The sequence below is a fragment of the Vibrio ordalii ATCC 33509 genome (assembly GCA_000257205.1).
GTDB lineage: Bacteria > Pseudomonadota > Gammaproteobacteria > Enterobacterales > Vibrionaceae > Vibrio > Vibrio ordalii.
In genome coordinates this window covers 1-17,539 of record AEZC01000167.1, presented here as the reverse complement: position 1 = coordinate 17,539, position 17,539 = coordinate 1, and the positions used below count along the sequence as shown (strand labels likewise).

Here is a 17,539-nt window from a genome sequence, read left to right as displayed (position 1 = left end):
TCTATCCTTTTAAATCATTTAGGTCGAAGCCTTCAAAATCTGATAATAAATCATCATCTGAACGTGATTTTTTGGCACTACCGCCAGTCACGATTGGCTCGAAAACCTCTTCTTGCTCTTCAGCATACAGACCAAGTTGCTTCATCAGTGCTTCAATACGATCGAGTTTTTCATCAACGTATTTTTGTAAGCCAGCACCTAGGTTTTCGCCATTATCAATACGATCGAGCAACACGTTCAATTGCGCATCATTTTCCAGCATTTCGAGCTCTTGCTCAGCCGACAAACGACGCTCTTGCTTGGTCATTTTCTTCGCTGGATCAACCACCAACGGAATTTTTTTCTTGCTGCCTAAACGCGGATCGCGCGCTTTAGCGGCTTCTCGTTGCTGGTGATCTGAACCATCGGAATGGCGGCTACCCGCTTTCAGACCTTTCTGTTTTTTAACTCGCTTACGCAAACGGCCTTCAACATCTGCCTCACTGCGATTACGCGTGACAATCACGTCGCCTTCACCGGCTGAACCCGGCTTTCTCGATTTTTTACTACGGCTCATTACTGGGGTTTCCTCAGTAAAATTACATCATTACCAATAAATTCAAGTTCAAGCTCATCCCGCTTGGCCAAGTACTGGAAGGTTTCACGACTAAAAAAGATCACATGTGTGAGATCATTTTTGTAGTGCCACCCAGCAAACGCCTCCACGTCTTTGACTAGTTTGGTCATTAACCCAATCCAGCCTCCTGGCTTAACTAAATTTAACCATTGCTGCCAAACTTGGTGCGGCTTATGTAAATGCTCAATCACTTCAGTGGCAGTCATAAAATCATAGGTCGCCTGCAACACCTTTTCATCTGGATGAAAAAAGATATCGTATAACGACATTGTGTGCCCAGCCTCTTCCAACATAATGGATAAGGTTGGCCCTGGCCCACAACCAAAATCTAACCCGTTAGATGCCGGAGAAAGCCTCTCCAACATCGGCGCACAAACGCGTGACAAAAACTGGCGATAACCCCTATCCTGCGGGTTATTTTCATGCAAATCATAAAATGCTTTTTCCGCTTTTTTGTCAAGACGATGTTCAGGGCTAACAAACACAAGTGCACAGTGTTGGCACTGCAGATAAGAGCGAACTTTATCGGCAAAATAAGGAACAATTTGTTCACTAAAACATAATGGGCAAATGTGCATGTAACATCCTCAAACAGGGATGCGCAACATACCAGAAAGTGGCATTAGAGTGGAGAGTCAGCGCGTATTTTTTCACCAGCTAGGTAAAAAAAGATAAAAAAAGCGATAGGTAAGCCGATCATTGAGCAAAAAATTACGTTTTCTTCAGCACAAAAGAAAACGCCCTAGCTCAGTGCTAAGGCGTTTTCAAACAACAGTGCTCGAACGGTGTAGGGTTTAGTGAAGGCCGCCAACGTATTTAGAAAGTATTTCGATGTCAGTGTCGCTGAGCTTTTTCGCGACATCACGCATCATGGCATTCATATCATTATTACGAGCGTCATCGCGGAATTTTTGTAGTTGAGCTTTGATGTAGTCAGCATGCTGACCAGAAATTTTAGGGAAACCTGAAAGCTCAGTACCATTACCACGTGGACCATGACACGCAATACAAGCGGTTAAACCACGCTCTGCATCACCTGCGCTATAAAGTGCTTTACCCGTAACAGCAACGTCTTCAGACGTTGAGTTTGCTGAAATAGGCAAAGATGCATAGTAAGCAGCAAGATCCGTTATATCTTCGTCGCTAAGAGGCATCGCCATGGCACTCATTACGGGATCGTAACGGCCTTGTTTGCCAGCACTTGTCATGCCTAATTTGAGATCATGCAACTGCTTCTCTGTGTATTTCTGATGCTGACCAGCAATTTTAGGGTAGATTGTAAGTAGACTATTGCCATCAGCACTGTGACAGGCAACACACGTTTGGGATTTTGCTTTACCAGCTTCAATGCTGCCTTGGGCCCACACTGAGCAGCTGGCTAAAAGACTCAAGATTAGCGCTAATTTCTTCATGACATTCCATTTATAATTATCAAGCTTCCAGTACCACTTTGCAGTTGCTACTCACTCTTAGTGGCGACTCATGGTACAATAGGCGACCTTATGCCGAGCACGGTTATTTTACACAATTTCACAAAAAAGTAAATCAATCGACTACACAAAGTCGAGATGGAGTTAACAGTGAGCGTAAAAATTCATTATCAAAACACGCATTTCATTACCAGTGCGCCTGACATTCGTCATCTACCTGATGATGAAGGGATCGAAATTGCGTTTGCAGGACGCTCCAACGCAGGTAAGTCGAGTTCGCTGAATCGCTTAACGAATCAGAAGAGCTTGGCTAAAACCAGTAAAACTCCAGGTCGAACCCAACTGATCAACCTATTCAAGGTCACTGAAGGTTGTCATATTGTGGATTTACCGGGTTATGGTTTTGCTCAAGTTCCTTTGGAACTAAAGAAAAAATGGCAAAAATCACTAGGTGAATACCTACAAAAGCGCAAGAGCTTAAAAGGGCTGGTTGTGTTAATGGATATTCGCCATCCGATGAAAGATCTCGACCAACAATTGATTTCTTGGGCTGTCGATTGCTACATTCCAGTGCTAGTACTACTGACTAAAGCTGACAAGCTAAAAAGCGGTGCACGTAAAGCTCAAGTGTTAAAAATTCGTGAAGAGGAGCGTGCTTTTGGCGGCGATGTCACTGTCGATGCTTTTTCATCATTGAAGGGCTTAGGCGTCGATGTGCTGCGTAATAAATTGGATACATGGTTTGCACCTGCACTCGCACATTTAGCCGAGCAAGAAATAGTGGAAGAGATGGATGAGTTTGACTCAACTCACTTAGAAGAGAATCCAGACCATTCTGAACAACACTAATTCAGAACAACACTAAAAATCGTGACTCCAACAGAGCCCTACCTAATCGTGGGGCTTTTTTATAGGCTTTAAATCCAAATGCGAATGACAAAAAGAAAAATCCCCACCATCCTGGTGGGGCAACGGGAGAGAAGTAGGAGGTAATTTATTATTGTTTTGCTAAGCATTCCTTAATCCCCGCAATTTTTCAATAGGTCAAAGAGTCATCAATTCACTACCCCACCGAACACTCCTCTGGCTCACCGCAATAAAATCAATATAACATAATGAATATTAATGAGATTTAAACATATTTTTTGTCTTTGAGGTGAACTTGATTTCTCATTAGAAATAATCAAAATGTGACTGTCAGCCAGTTACAGAATCGGGTGTTCATTAGATAAATAAAGTAACTACTCAGTAATAGAATGGTGTGTTTTTATCGACTATATTTTCGTAAAAAACGGTGGTGAATATTTTCTTTGGCCCAATAAAAAACGCCCCAGTCAAATACTGACTGGGGCGGCTGAATCAGCCTAATCCAATAACGTGAAACAAAAGGTCTGAAAGATAGAACATCTTACCTCTGTACCCTACGAGAGTTAATGTATAACAAATAGTCAGAAATGAAAACTATTTTTGTAGTTTTTTTTCATGAAAATTTTATTAAACAACACAAAATTTAAGATCAAGAACACTTGTTTCTAGGCCATAAAAAAGCCGACATTTGTGCGACAGCTCACGCAAACCAGCTAATTATGCTTAAAAAACAACTAATGCGCCTGATCCCAGTTGTCTCCATGACCAGTATCCGCGACCAATGGCACCGCTAGCGTTACTGCTGATTCCATCAATTGTTGTACTTTAATTTCAATTTCGGCTAAAGCCGTCTCTTGCACCTCAAGCACCAGTTCATCGTGCACTTGCATCAAGAGTTTAACGCGTCCCTGTCCATGCTCCTCAATCCAAGCATCGACTAATAGCATCGCTTTTTTGATGATATCCGCCGCCGTACCTTGCATTGGAGCATTGATAGCGGCACGTTCGGCCGCTTTGCGACGCATCCCATTACGCGATTTAATTTCAGGCAGATGCAAACGACGACCAAATAAAGTTTCAACATAGCCAAGTTCGCTAGCCGTAGAGCGTGTATCTTCCATGTATTGCATCACGCCAGGATAACGCTCAAAGTATTTATCCATATATTCTTGGGCTTCATAACGAGGAATGCCGAGCTGCTTGGCTAAACCAAAGGCGCTCATCCCGTAAATCAAACCAAAGTTAACCGCTTTCGCACGGCGACGCTGCTCACTGCTGACTTGCTCAATACTCACTCCAAGAATTTCAGCCGCGGTTGCCGCATGGATATCTTTCCCTTGCTGGAATGCTTCAAGCAGCGCTTTATCGCCGGACAAGTGCGCCATAATGCGTAGCTCAATTTGCGAGTAATCGATAGCCAGAATTTTCCAGCCATGAGGAGCGATAAAGGCTTGACGGATCCGGCGTCCTTCTTCGTTACGGATCGGAATGTTTTGCAAATTTGGATCGGTTGAAGACAAACGACCAGTGGCGGTTACAGCTTGGTGATACGAGGTATGCACTCGCCCTGTGGTTGGGTTGATCATTTTAGGCAGTTTATCGGTATAGGTTGATTTCAACTTAGCTAAACCACGATGTTCAATGATCACTTTAGGCAGAGGATAGCCGTCGAGTGCCAACTCTTGCAGTACTTCTTCATTGGTGGAAGGTGTTCCTGTTGGCGTTTTCTTAATCACCGGTAGCCCCATCTGTTCAAACAAAATGGTTTGCAGCTGTTTTGGTGAGCTTAGGTTGAAAGGTTGACCCGCGATATCAAACGCTTGTTGTTCTAGTTGCTCTAAACGAGCAGCGATTTCATGCGATTGCGCGCCAAGCAACATATCATCAATCATCACGCCTGTACGTTCCATACGTGACAACACAGGAACAAGAGGCACTTCAATCTGTTGGTAGATACGATTGAGCTTCTCATCTTGCTCAATATGGCTCATCAAACGGTGATGAAGTCGCAAAGTCACATCAGCATCTTCCGCAGCGTACGGTGCCGCTTGCTCAAGTTCGATTTGGTTGAAGGTCAGCTGGTTTTTACCTTTGCCCGCCACCTGCTCAAATGAAATACAGCTGTGTTGCAAAAATCGTAGCGCCAAACTGTCCATATCATGTTTACCACCGACGCTGTTGTACACATAAGATGCGAGCATCGTATCGTGCTTGATGCCTTTCATATTGATACCGTAACGCGCAACAATGCTGGCATCGTATTTTAGGTTCTGCCCCACTTTGGCTTGGCTTTCATCTTCTAAAATGGGTTTAAGTTGGGCGAGTACCCAATCACGGTCCAGTTGCTTTGGTGCATCAAGATAGTCATGCGCAACAGGAACATACGCTGCAACGCCCTCTTCGGTCGCAAAAGAAAGGCCAACTAAATTCGCTACCATATAATCGAGGCTGTCGGTTTCCGTATCAAACGCAAACACTTCTGCCGCTTTCAGTTTTTCTAACCAAGTATTAAATGTCTCTTCATCTAAAATGGTTTGATATTGGCTGCGATCAATCGTGGCGGCGCTTGTATCCATCTCCCTTGCTTGTGAAGAAGAAGAAGAGTTTACCGCACCCACTTTTTCATCAGCGTCAATCACCCCATTACCACCCTCTAGCAATTCTGTTAGCCAAGATTTAAACGTAAGCTGACCATAAAGTTTAATCAACTCGTCAATATTGGGCTGGGTTTTGCACAAGGTTTCTGGTTTCTCTTCCAAAGCGACATCCAGCTTGATGGTGGCTAATTGGTAAGAGAGAAAAGCGTTTTCACGGTTATCCGCCAGTTTTTGCGCCATGGTTTTAGAGCCGCGAAAACCCAATTGCGCAATTTTATCGAAGTTATCGTAAATTTGCTCTAGGCTGCCAATGCCTTGTAGTAACGCAATCGCCGTTTTCTCACCGACACCCGGTACACCAGGAATGTTATCGACTTTATCGCCCATCAAAGCCAGATAGTCGATGATAAGCTCAGGAGGGATACCGAATTTTTCAATCACCCCTTCACGATCAAGCACCACATTCGTCATGGTATTGATCAAGGTGACATTCTCGTCCACTAGCTGTGCCATGTCTTTATCACCTGTGCTGATCAGCACTGGCATGCCGGCTTGTGATGCTTGAGAGGCTAGCGTACCAATCACGTCATCGGCTTCGACACCTTCAATCGATATCAGCGGTAGCCCCATCGCACGGATAACATTGTGCAACGGCTCAATCTGACAACGTAGATCATCAGGCATTGGTGGACGGTTCGCTTTGTATTGTGGGTACATATCATCGCGGAAGGTTTTTCCTTTCGCGTCAAAAATAACCACCATACGCTCAGCGGAAAACTGGCGCATCATGCTACGGAGCATATTGACCACGCCATAGACAGCATTAGTTGGAATTTCGCCATTACTCATGGTGCCTGGGTAGGCATGAAATGCACGGTAAAGGTAAGAAGAGCCATCAATCAGAATGAACGGGTTGTCAGGTATGCGAGCCATAGTCTTTTGCAATCCAAAGCGAGTACGAAATGTAATGACTAAGGATGCCATGACTGTCTTGAGGATTCCACGCCAATGCACCTTGAGCAACGAAACATTTTGCTGATTTGTCCACCAGCGCAAATGACACTCTGTGGATAACTCTGTTTATAGTTTTTATCCACTGGTTATTAAACGGTGATTAACGCGGAAAACAACAACATTAACTCATTGTTTATAAACAAATAAAACAAAGATCGAACATTCCTATCATGATCTTTTCACGATCATGGATTGTGGAAAAGACTATCGATGACCTTTTATTCACAGCAAAAGCATCCTCTTGAAAATGAGTGATAAAAAAAGCGACACCCGAGGATGTCGCCTAGCAAAAACAGGTAAAACTAAGTGAAGTGATTCATTCAGCCTTACGATAAAGCTATAAATTACACTGGAAGCAATGTGAGCAATGTCGTGTCAAAAAGAACTCGTGCAAGTTCGGCCAATTGGTCTTGTAACTTTTAACACCTAGCAATTCGTTAATCGTACACTCGACGCCCTTGTGAACTTCTTCATTCCCTAAGACATAGTTGATAATAATGATTCTCATTTAATTATCAAGCCCTAAATGAGAAAAAATCTCATTTATTTTCTAATCATGCTAAAAAAAACTGCCCATCGATTTCATGAGAAATTTTTTATTTTATTTTCAAATAGATAGGAAAAAACGCTCACCTACCTAAATTCATAACTTAGTTATCCTGATGTAAATATTGTGCCGCTTTGGCGTTATCTTCTGCCAGCCACTGTGCAACGTCTTTCGCAAAATAGGTTAAAATTCCGTCTGCCCCAGCGCGTTTAAAGCACAATAATGACTCCATTACGGTTTCACGCTCTTTAAGCCAACCATTTAAAATGGCCGCTTTATGCATCGCATATTCGCCAGACACTTGGTACGCAAACGTAGGAACTTGTAATTCGGATTTCACGCGGCGCACCACATCAAGGTATGGCATGCCGGGCTTCACCATCACCATGTCAGCCCCTTCATTGATATCCATCTCCACTTCGTGAATGGCTTCATCGCTGTTGGCCGGATCCATCTGATAGTTTTTCTTGTTGCCCCCTTTCAGGTTTGAAGAAGAACCAACCGCATCGCGGAATGGGCCGTAATAACATGACGCATATTTCGCAGAGTAAGCCATGATCTGTGTATGAATAAAACCCGCCTCTTCAAGCGCTTCGCGGATCTTACCAATTCGTCCATCCATCATATCGGAAGGGGCAACCACATCGGCACCGGCTGCAGCGTGAGACAGCGCTTGTTTGATCAACACCTCGGTGGTCTCATCATTCATCACATAGCCACTTTCATCGATGATGCCATCTTGGCCATGGGTCGTGAAAGGATCCAGCGCGACGTCGGTAATGACACCCATTTGTGGTATATGCTCTTTTAATAATTTCACCGCACGTTGCACTAAGCCGTCATGATTATGCGCTTCAGCAGCACACAAACTTTTAGCATCTTGATTAACCACTGGAAAAAGTGCGATGGCTGGCACGCCGAGATTAGCCAAATACAGCGCTTCTTCGAGCATTAAGTCGATAGAGAGACGCTCAATACCAGGCATAGACTCCACTGGCTCGCGGCGATCTTTACCCATCAAAATAAACATGGGATAAATTAAATCATTAACCGATAACTGATTCTCAGCCATCAAACGGCGGCTAAAATCATGCTTGCGTAGGCGACGCATGCGACGCCATGGGAACTGACCTTGAATGGATACTGACACTCTCTTCTCCTTGTTTATACGCGGTGTGAGAAAGCACTCTTTCTTCACTACCGCTATCGCTCAAGTGTGGCGAAATCATATCACTCTCGCTTTTTGACGCTAGCGGCAATCGACAAAAATCAGAAAAATGACCTCAGGCTCACACTTCCGTATACTGTTCTCCCATTCGCTGTTTATCGAGACTCACCATGATTGACACTCACGCTCACATTTATGCCACTGAATTTGATCACGATCGAGATGAGGTCGTACAACGCGCTAAAGCGCAAGGCATTGAGGCTATTTTGTTGCCCAATATCGATCTTGCCTCCATTGAGCCTATGCTTAAAACAGAAGCGGCTTACCCTGAACTTTGCCGATCGATGATGGGGCTGCACCCATGCTATGTGGATGGAAATGTGAAGCAAACGCTAGCGGTTATAGAATCTTGGCTAGATAAACACCCTTTTATCGCCATTGGTGAAATTGGCATTGATCTGTATTGGGACAAAACCTTTCAGGCCGAACAAGAGATGGCTTTCGTCACTCAACTTAATTGGGCCAAAGAGCGCAATTTGCCTGTTATCATCCACACCCGTGATTCCATCACTCAAACTCTACAACTGCTGGAAAAAGAGCAAGATGGCTCACTTAACGGTGTATTCCACTGTTTTGGCGGCACGCTTGAAGAAGCTAAAGCAATTAATGAGCTAGGGTTTCATCTTGGGATTGGTGGTGTATCAACGTTTAAAAATGGTGGCATGGATAAAGTATTACCGCATCTCGATATGAACTTTGTTCTGCTAGAAACAGATTGTCCCTATTTAGCCCCTGTCCCTCACAGAGGTAAGCGCAACGAACCAGCTTACACAACGCTAGTTGCCAAACGCATCGCAGAACTCACCGAACTCTCGTTGGTTGAAGTGAATAACATTACAAACACTAATGCTAACTCACTGTTTAAATTGTAATGTACAGAACTACAGACAGGACGAAACATTGATTAATGTGATGCCAATCACAAAATCAACCATGTAAACACTGTAGTTTGCGGCAAAATTTTAACACATAAACGTGGCTAATATGTGTCAACATGGTAATCACTTACAACGTCAACATCGAACCTTCTGGCAAAAACTGCTGGGCATCAAAGAAGTCTATCGATGCTCTCAGTGTGGTTATCTTTTGAAGATTAAATAGCCCACTATCATAGGTACAAAAAAAGCGGCTATTCGCCGCTTTTTTCACGTATTAATGACTTTCATCTTCCGGCTCTTCCTCATCTTTGCGCACATAAAAACGAGCAAAGAAAAGTCCAACCTCAAACAATAAACACATTGGAATGGCGAGCAAGGTTTGCGACACCATATCAGGCGGCGTCAGTAACATACCCACCACAAATGCCCCAACCACGATATAAGGCCTTTTCTCACTCAAGGTTTTCGGCGTCGTCGCCCCCGTCCAACACAGTAAAATGATGGCGACGGGAACCTCAAAGGCGATACCAAAAGCAAAAAAGAGCGCAAGCACAAAATCGAGATAACTGGCAATGTCCGTTGCAAACTCAACCCCGCCTAAAGAGATGGCGGTAAAAAAGCCAAACACCAGTGGAAATACCACAAAGTACGCAAACGCCACACCGCAATAGAACAACAACGAGCTTGAAAACATCAATGGCATGACTAAACGGCGTTCATGCTTATACAAACCTGGAGCGACAAAGGCCCAGATTTGATAAAGGATAAAAGGCACCGCGAGAAAAGCGGACGCGATCAAAGTAAGTTTGAGTGGCGTGAAAAAGGGCGAGGCAACATCGGTCGCAATCATCGTCGCCCCTTCAGGCAAACGCTCAACCAATGGTTTGGAGACAAAATCGTAGATGTCGCTAGAGAAATAGACTAAGCCGATAAAAATCACGATCACCGCAGCTATCGAACGCAATAAACGATCGCGTAGCTCTAGCAAGTGACTGATTAAAGGCTGTGTCTGCTCAACGGAAGACATATCGAACCTCGTATAAATAGAGCATAAGAGGAGGAGTTACAGTGGTAGCAATAACGCCTCCTACAGAGATGAGTCGGCTTTCTTATCGGCCGTTTCAGGCGACGAAATCGTTGTAGCGGGAATCACTTCAACGCTTTGTTCATCGCGCTCTGTTTTTGTTTCAGAGGGCGATGAGTTCGCATAAGGGCGTTGTACATCTTGCGCAGCCTGTTTGAGCTGATCCACAGAAGATTTCAGCTCTGGAGATAAATTTTCCATCCCCATTTGCTCTGCTTTACGCAAGTTTTCTTGCAGCTCTTGAATTTTGAGCTCATGTGCTAATTCATCTTTGACACTGTTCGCCATGTTCTTTGCCGTGCTAACAAATTTTGCCACACTGCGAATAGCATGAGGTAAACGCTCAGGGCCAAGAACGACCAACGCGACAACCGATATTAATACCAGCTCCCAGAAACCGATATCAAACACGTATTAGGCCTGCTCTTTATCTTTTTTAGTTTCAGCAGTCGCTTCTGTCTTCTGCTGCTCTATATTTTTAGGTTCAAAATCTGCGTCTTTCTTGGCAGGCTCTTCATCACTCATCGCCTTTTTGAACCCCTTAACCGCACCACCGAGATCGCTACCGATACCACGCAGTTTCTTGGTTCCAAATAGTAATACAACAATCACGGCAATAATTAGAAGTTGCCAAATACTGATACCACCCATTCTCTACACCTCAGGAATTTCTCAACAAATTGATTTCAAATAAAAGACCGCTTAACGACGGTAAGCACTCCAACTGAGTAGCCAAAATACAACACCTGCAATCGCACTGGTTATTGCAAACGGCTGATAAGCACTGGTCACTAATATCGCCGAGCATACGACCAAAGTGGCGCCAATACCAAATAAAAACTTTCCAGTTGTCTGCTGGCGTTTACTTTTTCGATAACCTTGGTACAACTGATCCAACCTTTGGTTGATTGCTTTACCTTGTTTGAGGCTATCGTATAGCAGCTCTGGCAATTCAGGTAATTTTTCAGCCCAAAGCGGAGCTCGCTCTTTCACTGCACGGATAAACGCTTGCGGCCCAACTTGGTTCATCATCCATTTTTCTAAAAATGGTTTAGCGGTTTGCCACAAATCCAATTGAGGATAAAGCTGACGCCCTAACCCTTCGACATACAATAACGTTTTTTGCAGCAAGACCAATTGCGGCTGCACTTCCATATTGAAGCGACGAGCCGTGTTAAACAAGTTTAGCAACACGTGACCAAATGAGATTTCGCACAATGGCTTGGCAAAAATTGGCTCACAGACCACGCGAATAGCAAACTCAAATTCATCGATGTTGGTTTCACGTGGAACCCAACCAGAATCAACGTGCAATTGTGCCACTCGGCGGTAATCTCGGTTGAAAAAAGCTAAGAAGTTTTCGGCTAAATAACGTTTATCTTCACTGTTTAAGGTACCGACAATACCACAATCTAAGCCAATCCATTGTGGATTGTCAGGATGCGCGGGATTAACAAAGACATTGCCCGGGTGCATATCGGCATGGAAAAAACTGTCGCGGAACACTTGGGTAAAGAATACGCTCACTCCGCGTTCAGCAAGCAACTTCATATTAGTGCCGTTGGCCGCTAAACCTTCAATATCAGAAACTTGAATGCCGTATATTCGCTCAGAAACCATGACAGTTTCATTACTAAAGTCAGGAATTATCTCTGGTATGTATAACTCTTCACTATTTTCAAAGTTACGACGCAGTTGAATGGCGTTGGCGGCTTCTCGGCGTAGGTCGAGTTCAGCAAGCAGAGTTTTTTCATATTCACGCACCACTTCAACGGGCTTCATTCGCCTTGCTTCAGGTAATGCTTTGGCAACAATTTTCGCCATGCGATACATGAGTTTGATATCGGCATCAATCACTGGCCGAATATCTGGCCGAATCACCTTGAGTACGATTTCCCGGCCAGATGATTTGAGTTTGGCGGTATGGACTTGAGCAATCGACGCCGAAGCAAGCGGTTCAATATCAAATTCATCAAACCAAGTTTCTAAAGCGCCGCCCAGCGCTTTTTCCATCTGAGTTTTAGCAAGTACACCATCAAACGGAGCGACTTTATCTTGCAGTAACGCAAGTTGGTCTGCGATGTGAGGTGGAAACAGGTCACGCCGCGTTGACATCATCTGACCAAACTTAATCCATACTGGGCCAAGCTCTTGCAAGGCTAAGCGCAAGCGCTCACCTAGTGGTTTGTCCGCATGCTGATTTTTAATCCAAAACAATCCTTTGCGCGCTAATATTGGCGCTTTGGTGAGTTGGTGTTCTGGCAACAATTCATCTAGACCATATTCCAATTGCACCTTGATAATTCGGTACAACCGCTTGAGTTCAGTTGGCGTCATGCTTGCTCCAGCAAGTGTTGAATTTTGGCTTCGATACGCGCCGCTTGGCTACTAAGATCATCCACTTGGTCACAAAAATAGGCCACCTCGAGCGAGCTGGGTAATAAACGCCACTCTTCCGTTAACACTTGGCTGAGATGGTTCTGATACTTAGTTTGTTGTGATTGCAGCGCTTGGCCGATGTCTTTCACACCCTGCACTAAGGCGTGAGCCAGCACATCGCCCGTCAGGCGTGACAGCCACTCTTCAACATCCAGCTTGCAATCGGTTATCAACTGGGCAAATTTTTGCGCCAGTTGAATATCGCCCTCCAGCACCAACTTATCTTGTTTGATCAGTTGAGTGATGTTCGCTTGCTCGCGTAGCTCGGGCAAAATGGAAACATTGAGCGACAGGTAGCAATTCGACTCGCCTTCGTAAGCCGCTAACACATCAATTTGCTGACTAAAAATGAAGGTCAGCGTTTTATTGAACTCTTTGAGATGCACTTGGATGACTTGCCCTCTCAGGCGCGATAATCGGCGCACCAATTCAGGGTCGTCTTGAATTAAGGTGTTGAGTGTGGTCTCAATCACGGCGGTGACTAAAGGCTCAAACGGCATGCTTAATCCTTAGAATTTGTAACCACGGTGCAGCGCAACAATACCGCCCGTTAAGTTGTAGTAACTCGTTTGCTCAAAACCAACCTGATCCATCATCCCTTTTAAGGTTTCTTGATCGGGATGCATGCGGATAGATTCCGCAAGATAGCGGTAGCTGTCGGCATCATTGGCAATGATTTGGCCCATTTTCGGCAAGAGATGAAACGAATACGCATCGTATACTTTGGATAATGGCTCAAGCACTGGCTTGGAGAACTCAAGTACCAACAAACGGCCACCCGGTTTTAAAACGCGGAACATCGAGCTCAGCGCTTTATCTTTGTCCGTCACATTACGCAGGCAAAAACTGATGGTAATGCAATCGAAGTAGTTATCTGGAAAAGGCAGCTCTTCGGCATTGGCTTGCACGTAATGTACGTTGCCAACCACACCTTTATCACGCAATTTATCGCGTCCGACATTGAGCATCGAGTTGTTGATATCAGCCAGAATAACATGACCTTTTTCACCCACAATGCGTGAAAATTTGGCGGTGAGATCGCCCGTACCACCACCAAGATCCAAAATACGTTGGCCCGGGCGAGCGCCACTGCAATCAATGGTAAAACGCTTCCATAAGCGATGAATACCACCAGACATCAGGTCATTCATCATGTCGTATTTGGCCGCAACCGAGTGAAAAACTTGCGCGACTTTGGCGACTTTTTCTTCTTTCGCTACGGTTTCAAAACCAAAGTGAGTGGTATTTTGTGTCTCTAATGCTGTTTTTGATTGCACGCTGGTATCCGTCATGAAGGTTCCTCTTGGGCAGCACTGTGTTGTTAAAGGCGACTGCGAGCGATCAGTTTACTTTATCCTCAGCGTGATGTCTTTCTACTAAAGGTGCATTTTCCACCGCACTGTCTGCCCATGCCTCATTTTGTGCTTGTTCGACCCATTCACTGTTGATGGAACGTTTTATCTCGACGCCGAGTTGTTTAAAACTTTCAGCTTGACGCAGTGCGTTGCCACGCCCTGTCGCGAGCTTATTCATCGCCCCTTGATAGTTTTGGTTTGCACGGTCTAACGCGCCGCCCAGCCCTTCCATATCCTCCATAAACAAGCGTAATTTATCGTACAATTTGCTGGCCCGCTCAGCGATCAACTTCGCGTTCTGATTTTGTCGATCATTGCGCCATAAATTATCGATCGTGCGCAGCGCAACCAACAAGGTGGTTGGGCTAACCAGCAAAATATTTTGCTCCATCGCCTCTTTTACCAAGCTGGGATCAGCCTGAATCGCCACTTGAAAAGCAGGTTCGACGGGAATAAACATCAGCACGTAATCAAGGCTTTGTAGCCCTTTGAGCTGATGATAATCTTTCTGACCGAGTCCTTTTATATGGGCTCGCAGTGCAAGTAAATGCTCACTTAATGCGCGAGCACGTTCTGTTTCCGTTTGAGCATGGAAATAACGCTCATAAGCCACCAGCGCCATTTTCGAGTCAATCACCACCTGTTTGTCGTGTGGCAAATTGACGATCACATCCGGTTGATAGCGCTTACCCGCCTCGTTTTGCAAACTGACTTGAGTGTGATATTCGTGCCCTTCACGCAGGCCTGATTCGGTCAGCACCCGCGCGAGAACCACTTCGCCCCAATTGCCTTGCTGTTTATTGTCGCCTTTCAGTGCTTGGGTCAAATTGAGTGCCTCTTGCGCCATCTGTTCATTGAGGCGTTGTAAGTTTTTCAATTCATGAACCAACGTATGGCGCTCTTTCGCTTCATGATTGAAGCTGTCATTGACCTGCTTTTTAAACCCTTCGAGCTGCTCTTTCAGTGGAGAAAGTAGCCCTTCCAAACTTTGACGGTTCTGCTGATCAACTTTCGCGGTTTTGACTTCAAATAACTGATTGGCTAGCTGCTCAAACTGCTGCTTTAGGCGTTCCTCTGCGTGTTCAAGTAACTGTAGTTTTTCTTCGCTCGATTGAATTTGCTGTTCATGCCGCGCTTCTTGCTCACGCAGTTGAGCCTCAAGTTGCGATTTCTGCTCACGCAAAGCATGCGCATCTTCCATGCTTTGTTGCCGCTCTTGCTTAACCACTTCGAAATAGCGCAACTTTTCCATCGCGGCCATGAATTTACCGTGCGATTGCTTAAGCTCAAATGCGGCTTTATCTCGTTCTTCATCCAGCTCATCTAGCTCTTGCCGCGCCTGCTGCAAAGCTTGTTTGAGTTCGATTATCTGCTGCTGATGATGGGCTTGATGAGTCTCTAACTGCTGTTGTAATAACTCACTTTTCAAATTGAGCTTCTGCTTAACCCACCAGCCAGCCACTGAGCCGCTCAGCACGGCGCTGCTTAACGTTGAAAGCACTAACGCTTGATTTTCGATAATCCATTGCATGATAACGGGTTAACTCATTTTATCAGTCATGGACAAATGGTATTTCGATACTGGATAAATGTCCAGTTTGTACAAGTTAACAGCAAACTATAGACTTGCGCCGCTGAACACTATTTCAACAATTATTCTAACGAGGATTCATGGACGAACGACGCGCACTCGGCTTTGGCTTATCTGCCGTATTATTGTGGTCAACGGTTGCCACGGCTTTCAAACTTACGCTGGCTGAATTAACGCCGATCCAGATGCTGACGGTTGCGAGTGCTGTCTCTGGCTGCGTACTGCTGGGCATTTGCGCGCTGCAAGGCAAGCTCAACCAAGTGGTGAATACCTTTCTCGCTAATCCTTGGTATTACTTGTTATTGGGCTTAATTAACCCTCTCGCATACTACCTCATTCTGTTTGGCCTACTCACTGCTGCCCGCCTCTCAAGCGCAAGCAATCAACTACAGTTGGGCCATCACCCTGACACTGATGGCCGCTGTATTTTTAGGACAAACCATTCGTAAACAAGATTGGATAGCGTGTGCACTGAGCTATTTTGGTGTGGTGGTTATCGCGACTAAGGGTGATATTTTAGCCATGCAGTTTGATAGCCCGCTGGGTGTTGGGCTAGCGCTTTTATCCACTTTGCTTTGGGCAGGATACTGGATTTTAAATACCAAAAACCAAGCGGATCCTGTTGTTGGCGTACTACTCGGCTTCTTAGTCGCGACTCCGCTTGCTTTTGTGCTTAGTTATTATGAAGGAGCACAATGGCAGCACATTAGCCTTCAAGGATGGGCAGCTGTCACTTATGTCGGCTTGTTTGAAATGGGGATCACCTTTGTTTTGTGGCTAAGCGCTCTCAAACTGACGCAAAACACCGCACGCATCAGCAACCTAATCTTTGCCTCCCCATTTATCTCGCTCATTCTGCTAGCAACGATTATCGGGGAAGCCATTCACCCGACAACACTAATCGGTTTGATATTTATTATGTTGGGATTATTAGTACAGCAAATGAAGCAAAAAAAAACACTGCCAACCCTCAATGAAGGCTAAATTGTGGCTCTGTTGCGCTGTTCAGCTCTGCTATACTGATACACTGCGATAGCTATCGCACTAAGTAACGAAGTGTGACGATGATGAATAAAAAACCTAACAACCAGCTCCCGAGCTTACAGGAATTTTTAGACAGTCTTGATGAGCATGTTTGGTTAAAAGATCTGAACGGCGTGTATATACTGTGTAACAAGGCAGTAGAACAAGCTTGGAACAAAAAAAAGTCACACATTGTTGGCAGCACGGATGAGCAACTTTTTGACGCTGAACTTGCTCAGAAATTCATCGAAGCAGATCAATGGGTTGTAGACCAAAAACGACCTTTAGTAACCGACCGCTGCTCGCAACTTACCTCCAACGAACAACAGCACTGGTACGAAACAAGCAAATCCCCGGTTTATTCTACTGATGGGCATACCTTGCTTGGCGTGCTCGGCATGACTAGAGATATCTCCCGCTATCACCAAATCGAAAACCAACTCAACCTCACAACACAAATATTTAATCATTCACGTGAAGGCGTCGTGATCACGGATGCACAAGCCAACATCATCAGCGTCAATGTTGCCTTTAGTGTCATTACGGGGTACCAAGCAGAAGAAGTACTAGGTAACAACCCGCGCATTCTACAGTCGGGTTATCATGATGCCTCCTTTTACCAGCAGATATGGCAAACCATCCGCGATAAAAAGCCGTGGAAAGGTGAATTTGTTAATCGACGCAAAAACGGTAGCCTCTATCCTCAGTTATCGACCATTACTCCGGTATTTGATAATGAACTAGAAGTGGTCAATTACATTTGTGTTTTTGAAGATATTTCCCTTCGCCGCGAGCACGAAGAAACCATCAAACAGTTGGCGCATTTTGATGTATTGACGACGCTACCCAACCGAACAACCGCTCTACGAG

The 17,539-nt window shown here is 44.9% G+C and carries 16 protein-coding genes and 1 pseudogene; 4 read left to right on the top strand and 13 right to left on the bottom strand.

The window, feature by feature from the left end; all coding sequences use genetic code 11:
- Window position 1 precedes the first annotated feature (1 nt).
- From yihI to VOR_RS0111470, 3 genes are all read right to left on the bottom strand, one after another.
- Complete coding sequence (gene yihI / locus VOR_RS0111480) at window positions 2-556, bottom strand: Der GTPase-activating protein YihI (protein ID WP_010319850.1); 555 nt, start codon at window positions 554-556, stop codon at window positions 2-4.
- Complete coding sequence (locus VOR_RS0111475; protein ID WP_010319849.1) at window positions 556-1,194, bottom strand: class I SAM-dependent methyltransferase; 639 nt, start codon at window positions 1,192-1,194, stop codon at window positions 556-558. Before VOR_RS0111475 ends, yihI begins: the two co-directional genes overlap by 1 nt.
- Window positions 1,195-1,410: 216 nt before the next feature.
- Window positions 1,411-2,028 carry a c-type cytochrome gene (locus VOR_RS0111470; RefSeq protein ID WP_010319848.1) on the bottom strand — a complete coding sequence of 206 codons (618 nt, stop codon included), beginning with the start codon at window positions 2,026-2,028 and terminating at the stop codon, window positions 1,411-1,413.
- 168 nt (window positions 2,029-2,196) lie between these two features.
- Between VOR_RS0111470 and yihA the strand changes: the two genes are divergently transcribed.
- On the top strand, window positions 2,197-2,895 hold the full coding sequence (gene yihA / locus VOR_RS0111465) for a ribosome biogenesis GTP-binding protein YihA/YsxC (RefSeq protein WP_010319847.1): 699 nt from the start codon (window positions 2,197-2,199) through the stop codon (window positions 2,893-2,895).
- A 510-nt stretch (window positions 2,896-3,405) separates the two neighbouring features.
- Here the strand turns inward: yihA and spfP are convergent.
- The 3 genes from spfP to hemB form a co-directional block, all read right to left on the bottom strand.
- Window positions 3,406-3,453 carry a small protein SpfP gene (spfP, locus tag VOR_RS19310; protein ID WP_438356636.1) on the bottom strand — a complete coding sequence of 16 codons (48 nt, stop codon included), beginning with the start codon at window positions 3,451-3,453 and terminating at the stop codon, window positions 3,406-3,408.
- Between the two features lie 194 nt (window positions 3,454-3,647).
- On the bottom strand, window positions 3,648-6,443 hold the full coding sequence (gene polA, locus VOR_RS0111460; protein ID WP_010319846.1) for a DNA polymerase I: 2,796 nt from the start codon (window positions 6,441-6,443) through the stop codon (window positions 3,648-3,650).
- 731 nt (window positions 6,444-7,174) lie between these two features.
- Window positions 7,175-8,221 (bottom strand): porphobilinogen synthase, encoded by a 1,047-nt coding sequence (hemB, locus tag VOR_RS0111455; RefSeq protein WP_010319845.1) that lies wholly within the window; start codon window positions 8,219-8,221, stop codon window positions 7,175-7,177.
- A gap of 188 nt (window positions 8,222-8,409) precedes the next feature.
- Here hemB and VOR_RS0111450 point away from each other — a divergent pair, with 188 nt between their 5' ends.
- On the top strand, window positions 8,410-9,171 hold the full coding sequence (locus tag VOR_RS0111450; RefSeq protein ID WP_010319844.1) for a TatD family hydrolase: 762 nt from the start codon (window positions 8,410-8,412) through the stop codon (window positions 9,169-9,171).
- Window positions 9,172-9,451: 280 nt separating this feature from the next.
- Here VOR_RS0111450 and tatC read toward each other — a convergent pair whose 3' ends face one another.
- The 7 genes from tatC to rmuC are packed head-to-tail and all read right to left on the bottom strand — an operon-like array spanning window position 9,452 to window position 15,586.
- On the bottom strand, window positions 9,452-10,204 hold the full coding sequence (tatC, locus tag VOR_RS0111445; RefSeq protein WP_010319843.1) for a twin-arginine translocase subunit TatC: 753 nt from the start codon (window positions 10,202-10,204) through the stop codon (window positions 9,452-9,454).
- Window positions 10,205-10,264: 60 nt separating this feature from the next.
- The gene (gene tatB / locus VOR_RS0111440; RefSeq protein ID WP_010319842.1) at window positions 10,265-10,672 is read right to left on the bottom strand and encodes a Sec-independent protein translocase protein TatB; all 408 of its coding nucleotides are present in this window, start codon (window positions 10,670-10,672) and stop codon (window positions 10,265-10,267) included.
- A gap of 3 nt (window positions 10,673-10,675) precedes the next feature.
- Window positions 10,676-10,912, bottom strand: a complete 237-nt coding sequence (gene tatA, locus VOR_RS0111435) for a Sec-independent protein translocase subunit TatA (protein ID WP_010319841.1) — start codon at window positions 10,910-10,912, stop codon at window positions 10,676-10,678.
- A 51-nt stretch (window positions 10,913-10,963) separates the two neighbouring features.
- Window positions 10,964-12,598: a ubiquinone biosynthesis regulatory protein kinase UbiB gene (ubiB, locus tag VOR_RS0111430; protein ID WP_010319840.1), complete on the bottom strand. Its 1,635-nt coding sequence runs from the start codon at window positions 12,596-12,598 to the stop codon at window positions 10,964-10,966.
- Window positions 12,595-13,200 (bottom strand): ubiquinone biosynthesis accessory factor UbiJ, encoded by a 606-nt coding sequence (locus VOR_RS0111425; protein WP_010319839.1) that lies wholly within the window; start codon window positions 13,198-13,200, stop codon window positions 12,595-12,597. Before VOR_RS0111425 ends, ubiB begins: the two co-directional genes overlap by 4 nt.
- Before the next feature lie 9 nt (window positions 13,201-13,209).
- A complete protein-coding gene (ubiE, locus tag VOR_RS0111420; RefSeq protein ID WP_010319838.1) occupies window positions 13,210-13,992 on the bottom strand; it encodes a bifunctional demethylmenaquinone methyltransferase/2-methoxy-6-polyprenyl-1,4-benzoquinol methylase UbiE in 783 nt (260 codons plus the stop codon).
- Window positions 13,993-14,041: 49 nt separating this feature from the next.
- Window positions 14,042-15,586, bottom strand: a complete 1,545-nt coding sequence (gene rmuC, locus VOR_RS0111415) for a DNA recombination protein RmuC (RefSeq protein WP_010319837.1) — start codon at window positions 15,584-15,586, stop codon at window positions 14,042-14,044.
- 140 nt (window positions 15,587-15,726) lie between these two features.
- Here rmuC and VOR_RS17915 point away from each other — a divergent pair.
- Together VOR_RS17915 and VOR_RS0111405 are read left to right on the top strand one after the other, a co-directional pair.
- Window positions 15,727-16,630 (top strand): annotated as a pseudogene (locus tag VOR_RS17915) (DMT family transporter).
- Window positions 16,631-16,710: 80 nt separating this feature from the next.
- On the top strand, window positions 16,711-17,539 hold an 829-nt coding region (locus VOR_RS0111405), incomplete at its 3' end, for a PAS domain S-box protein (RefSeq protein ID WP_010319834.1).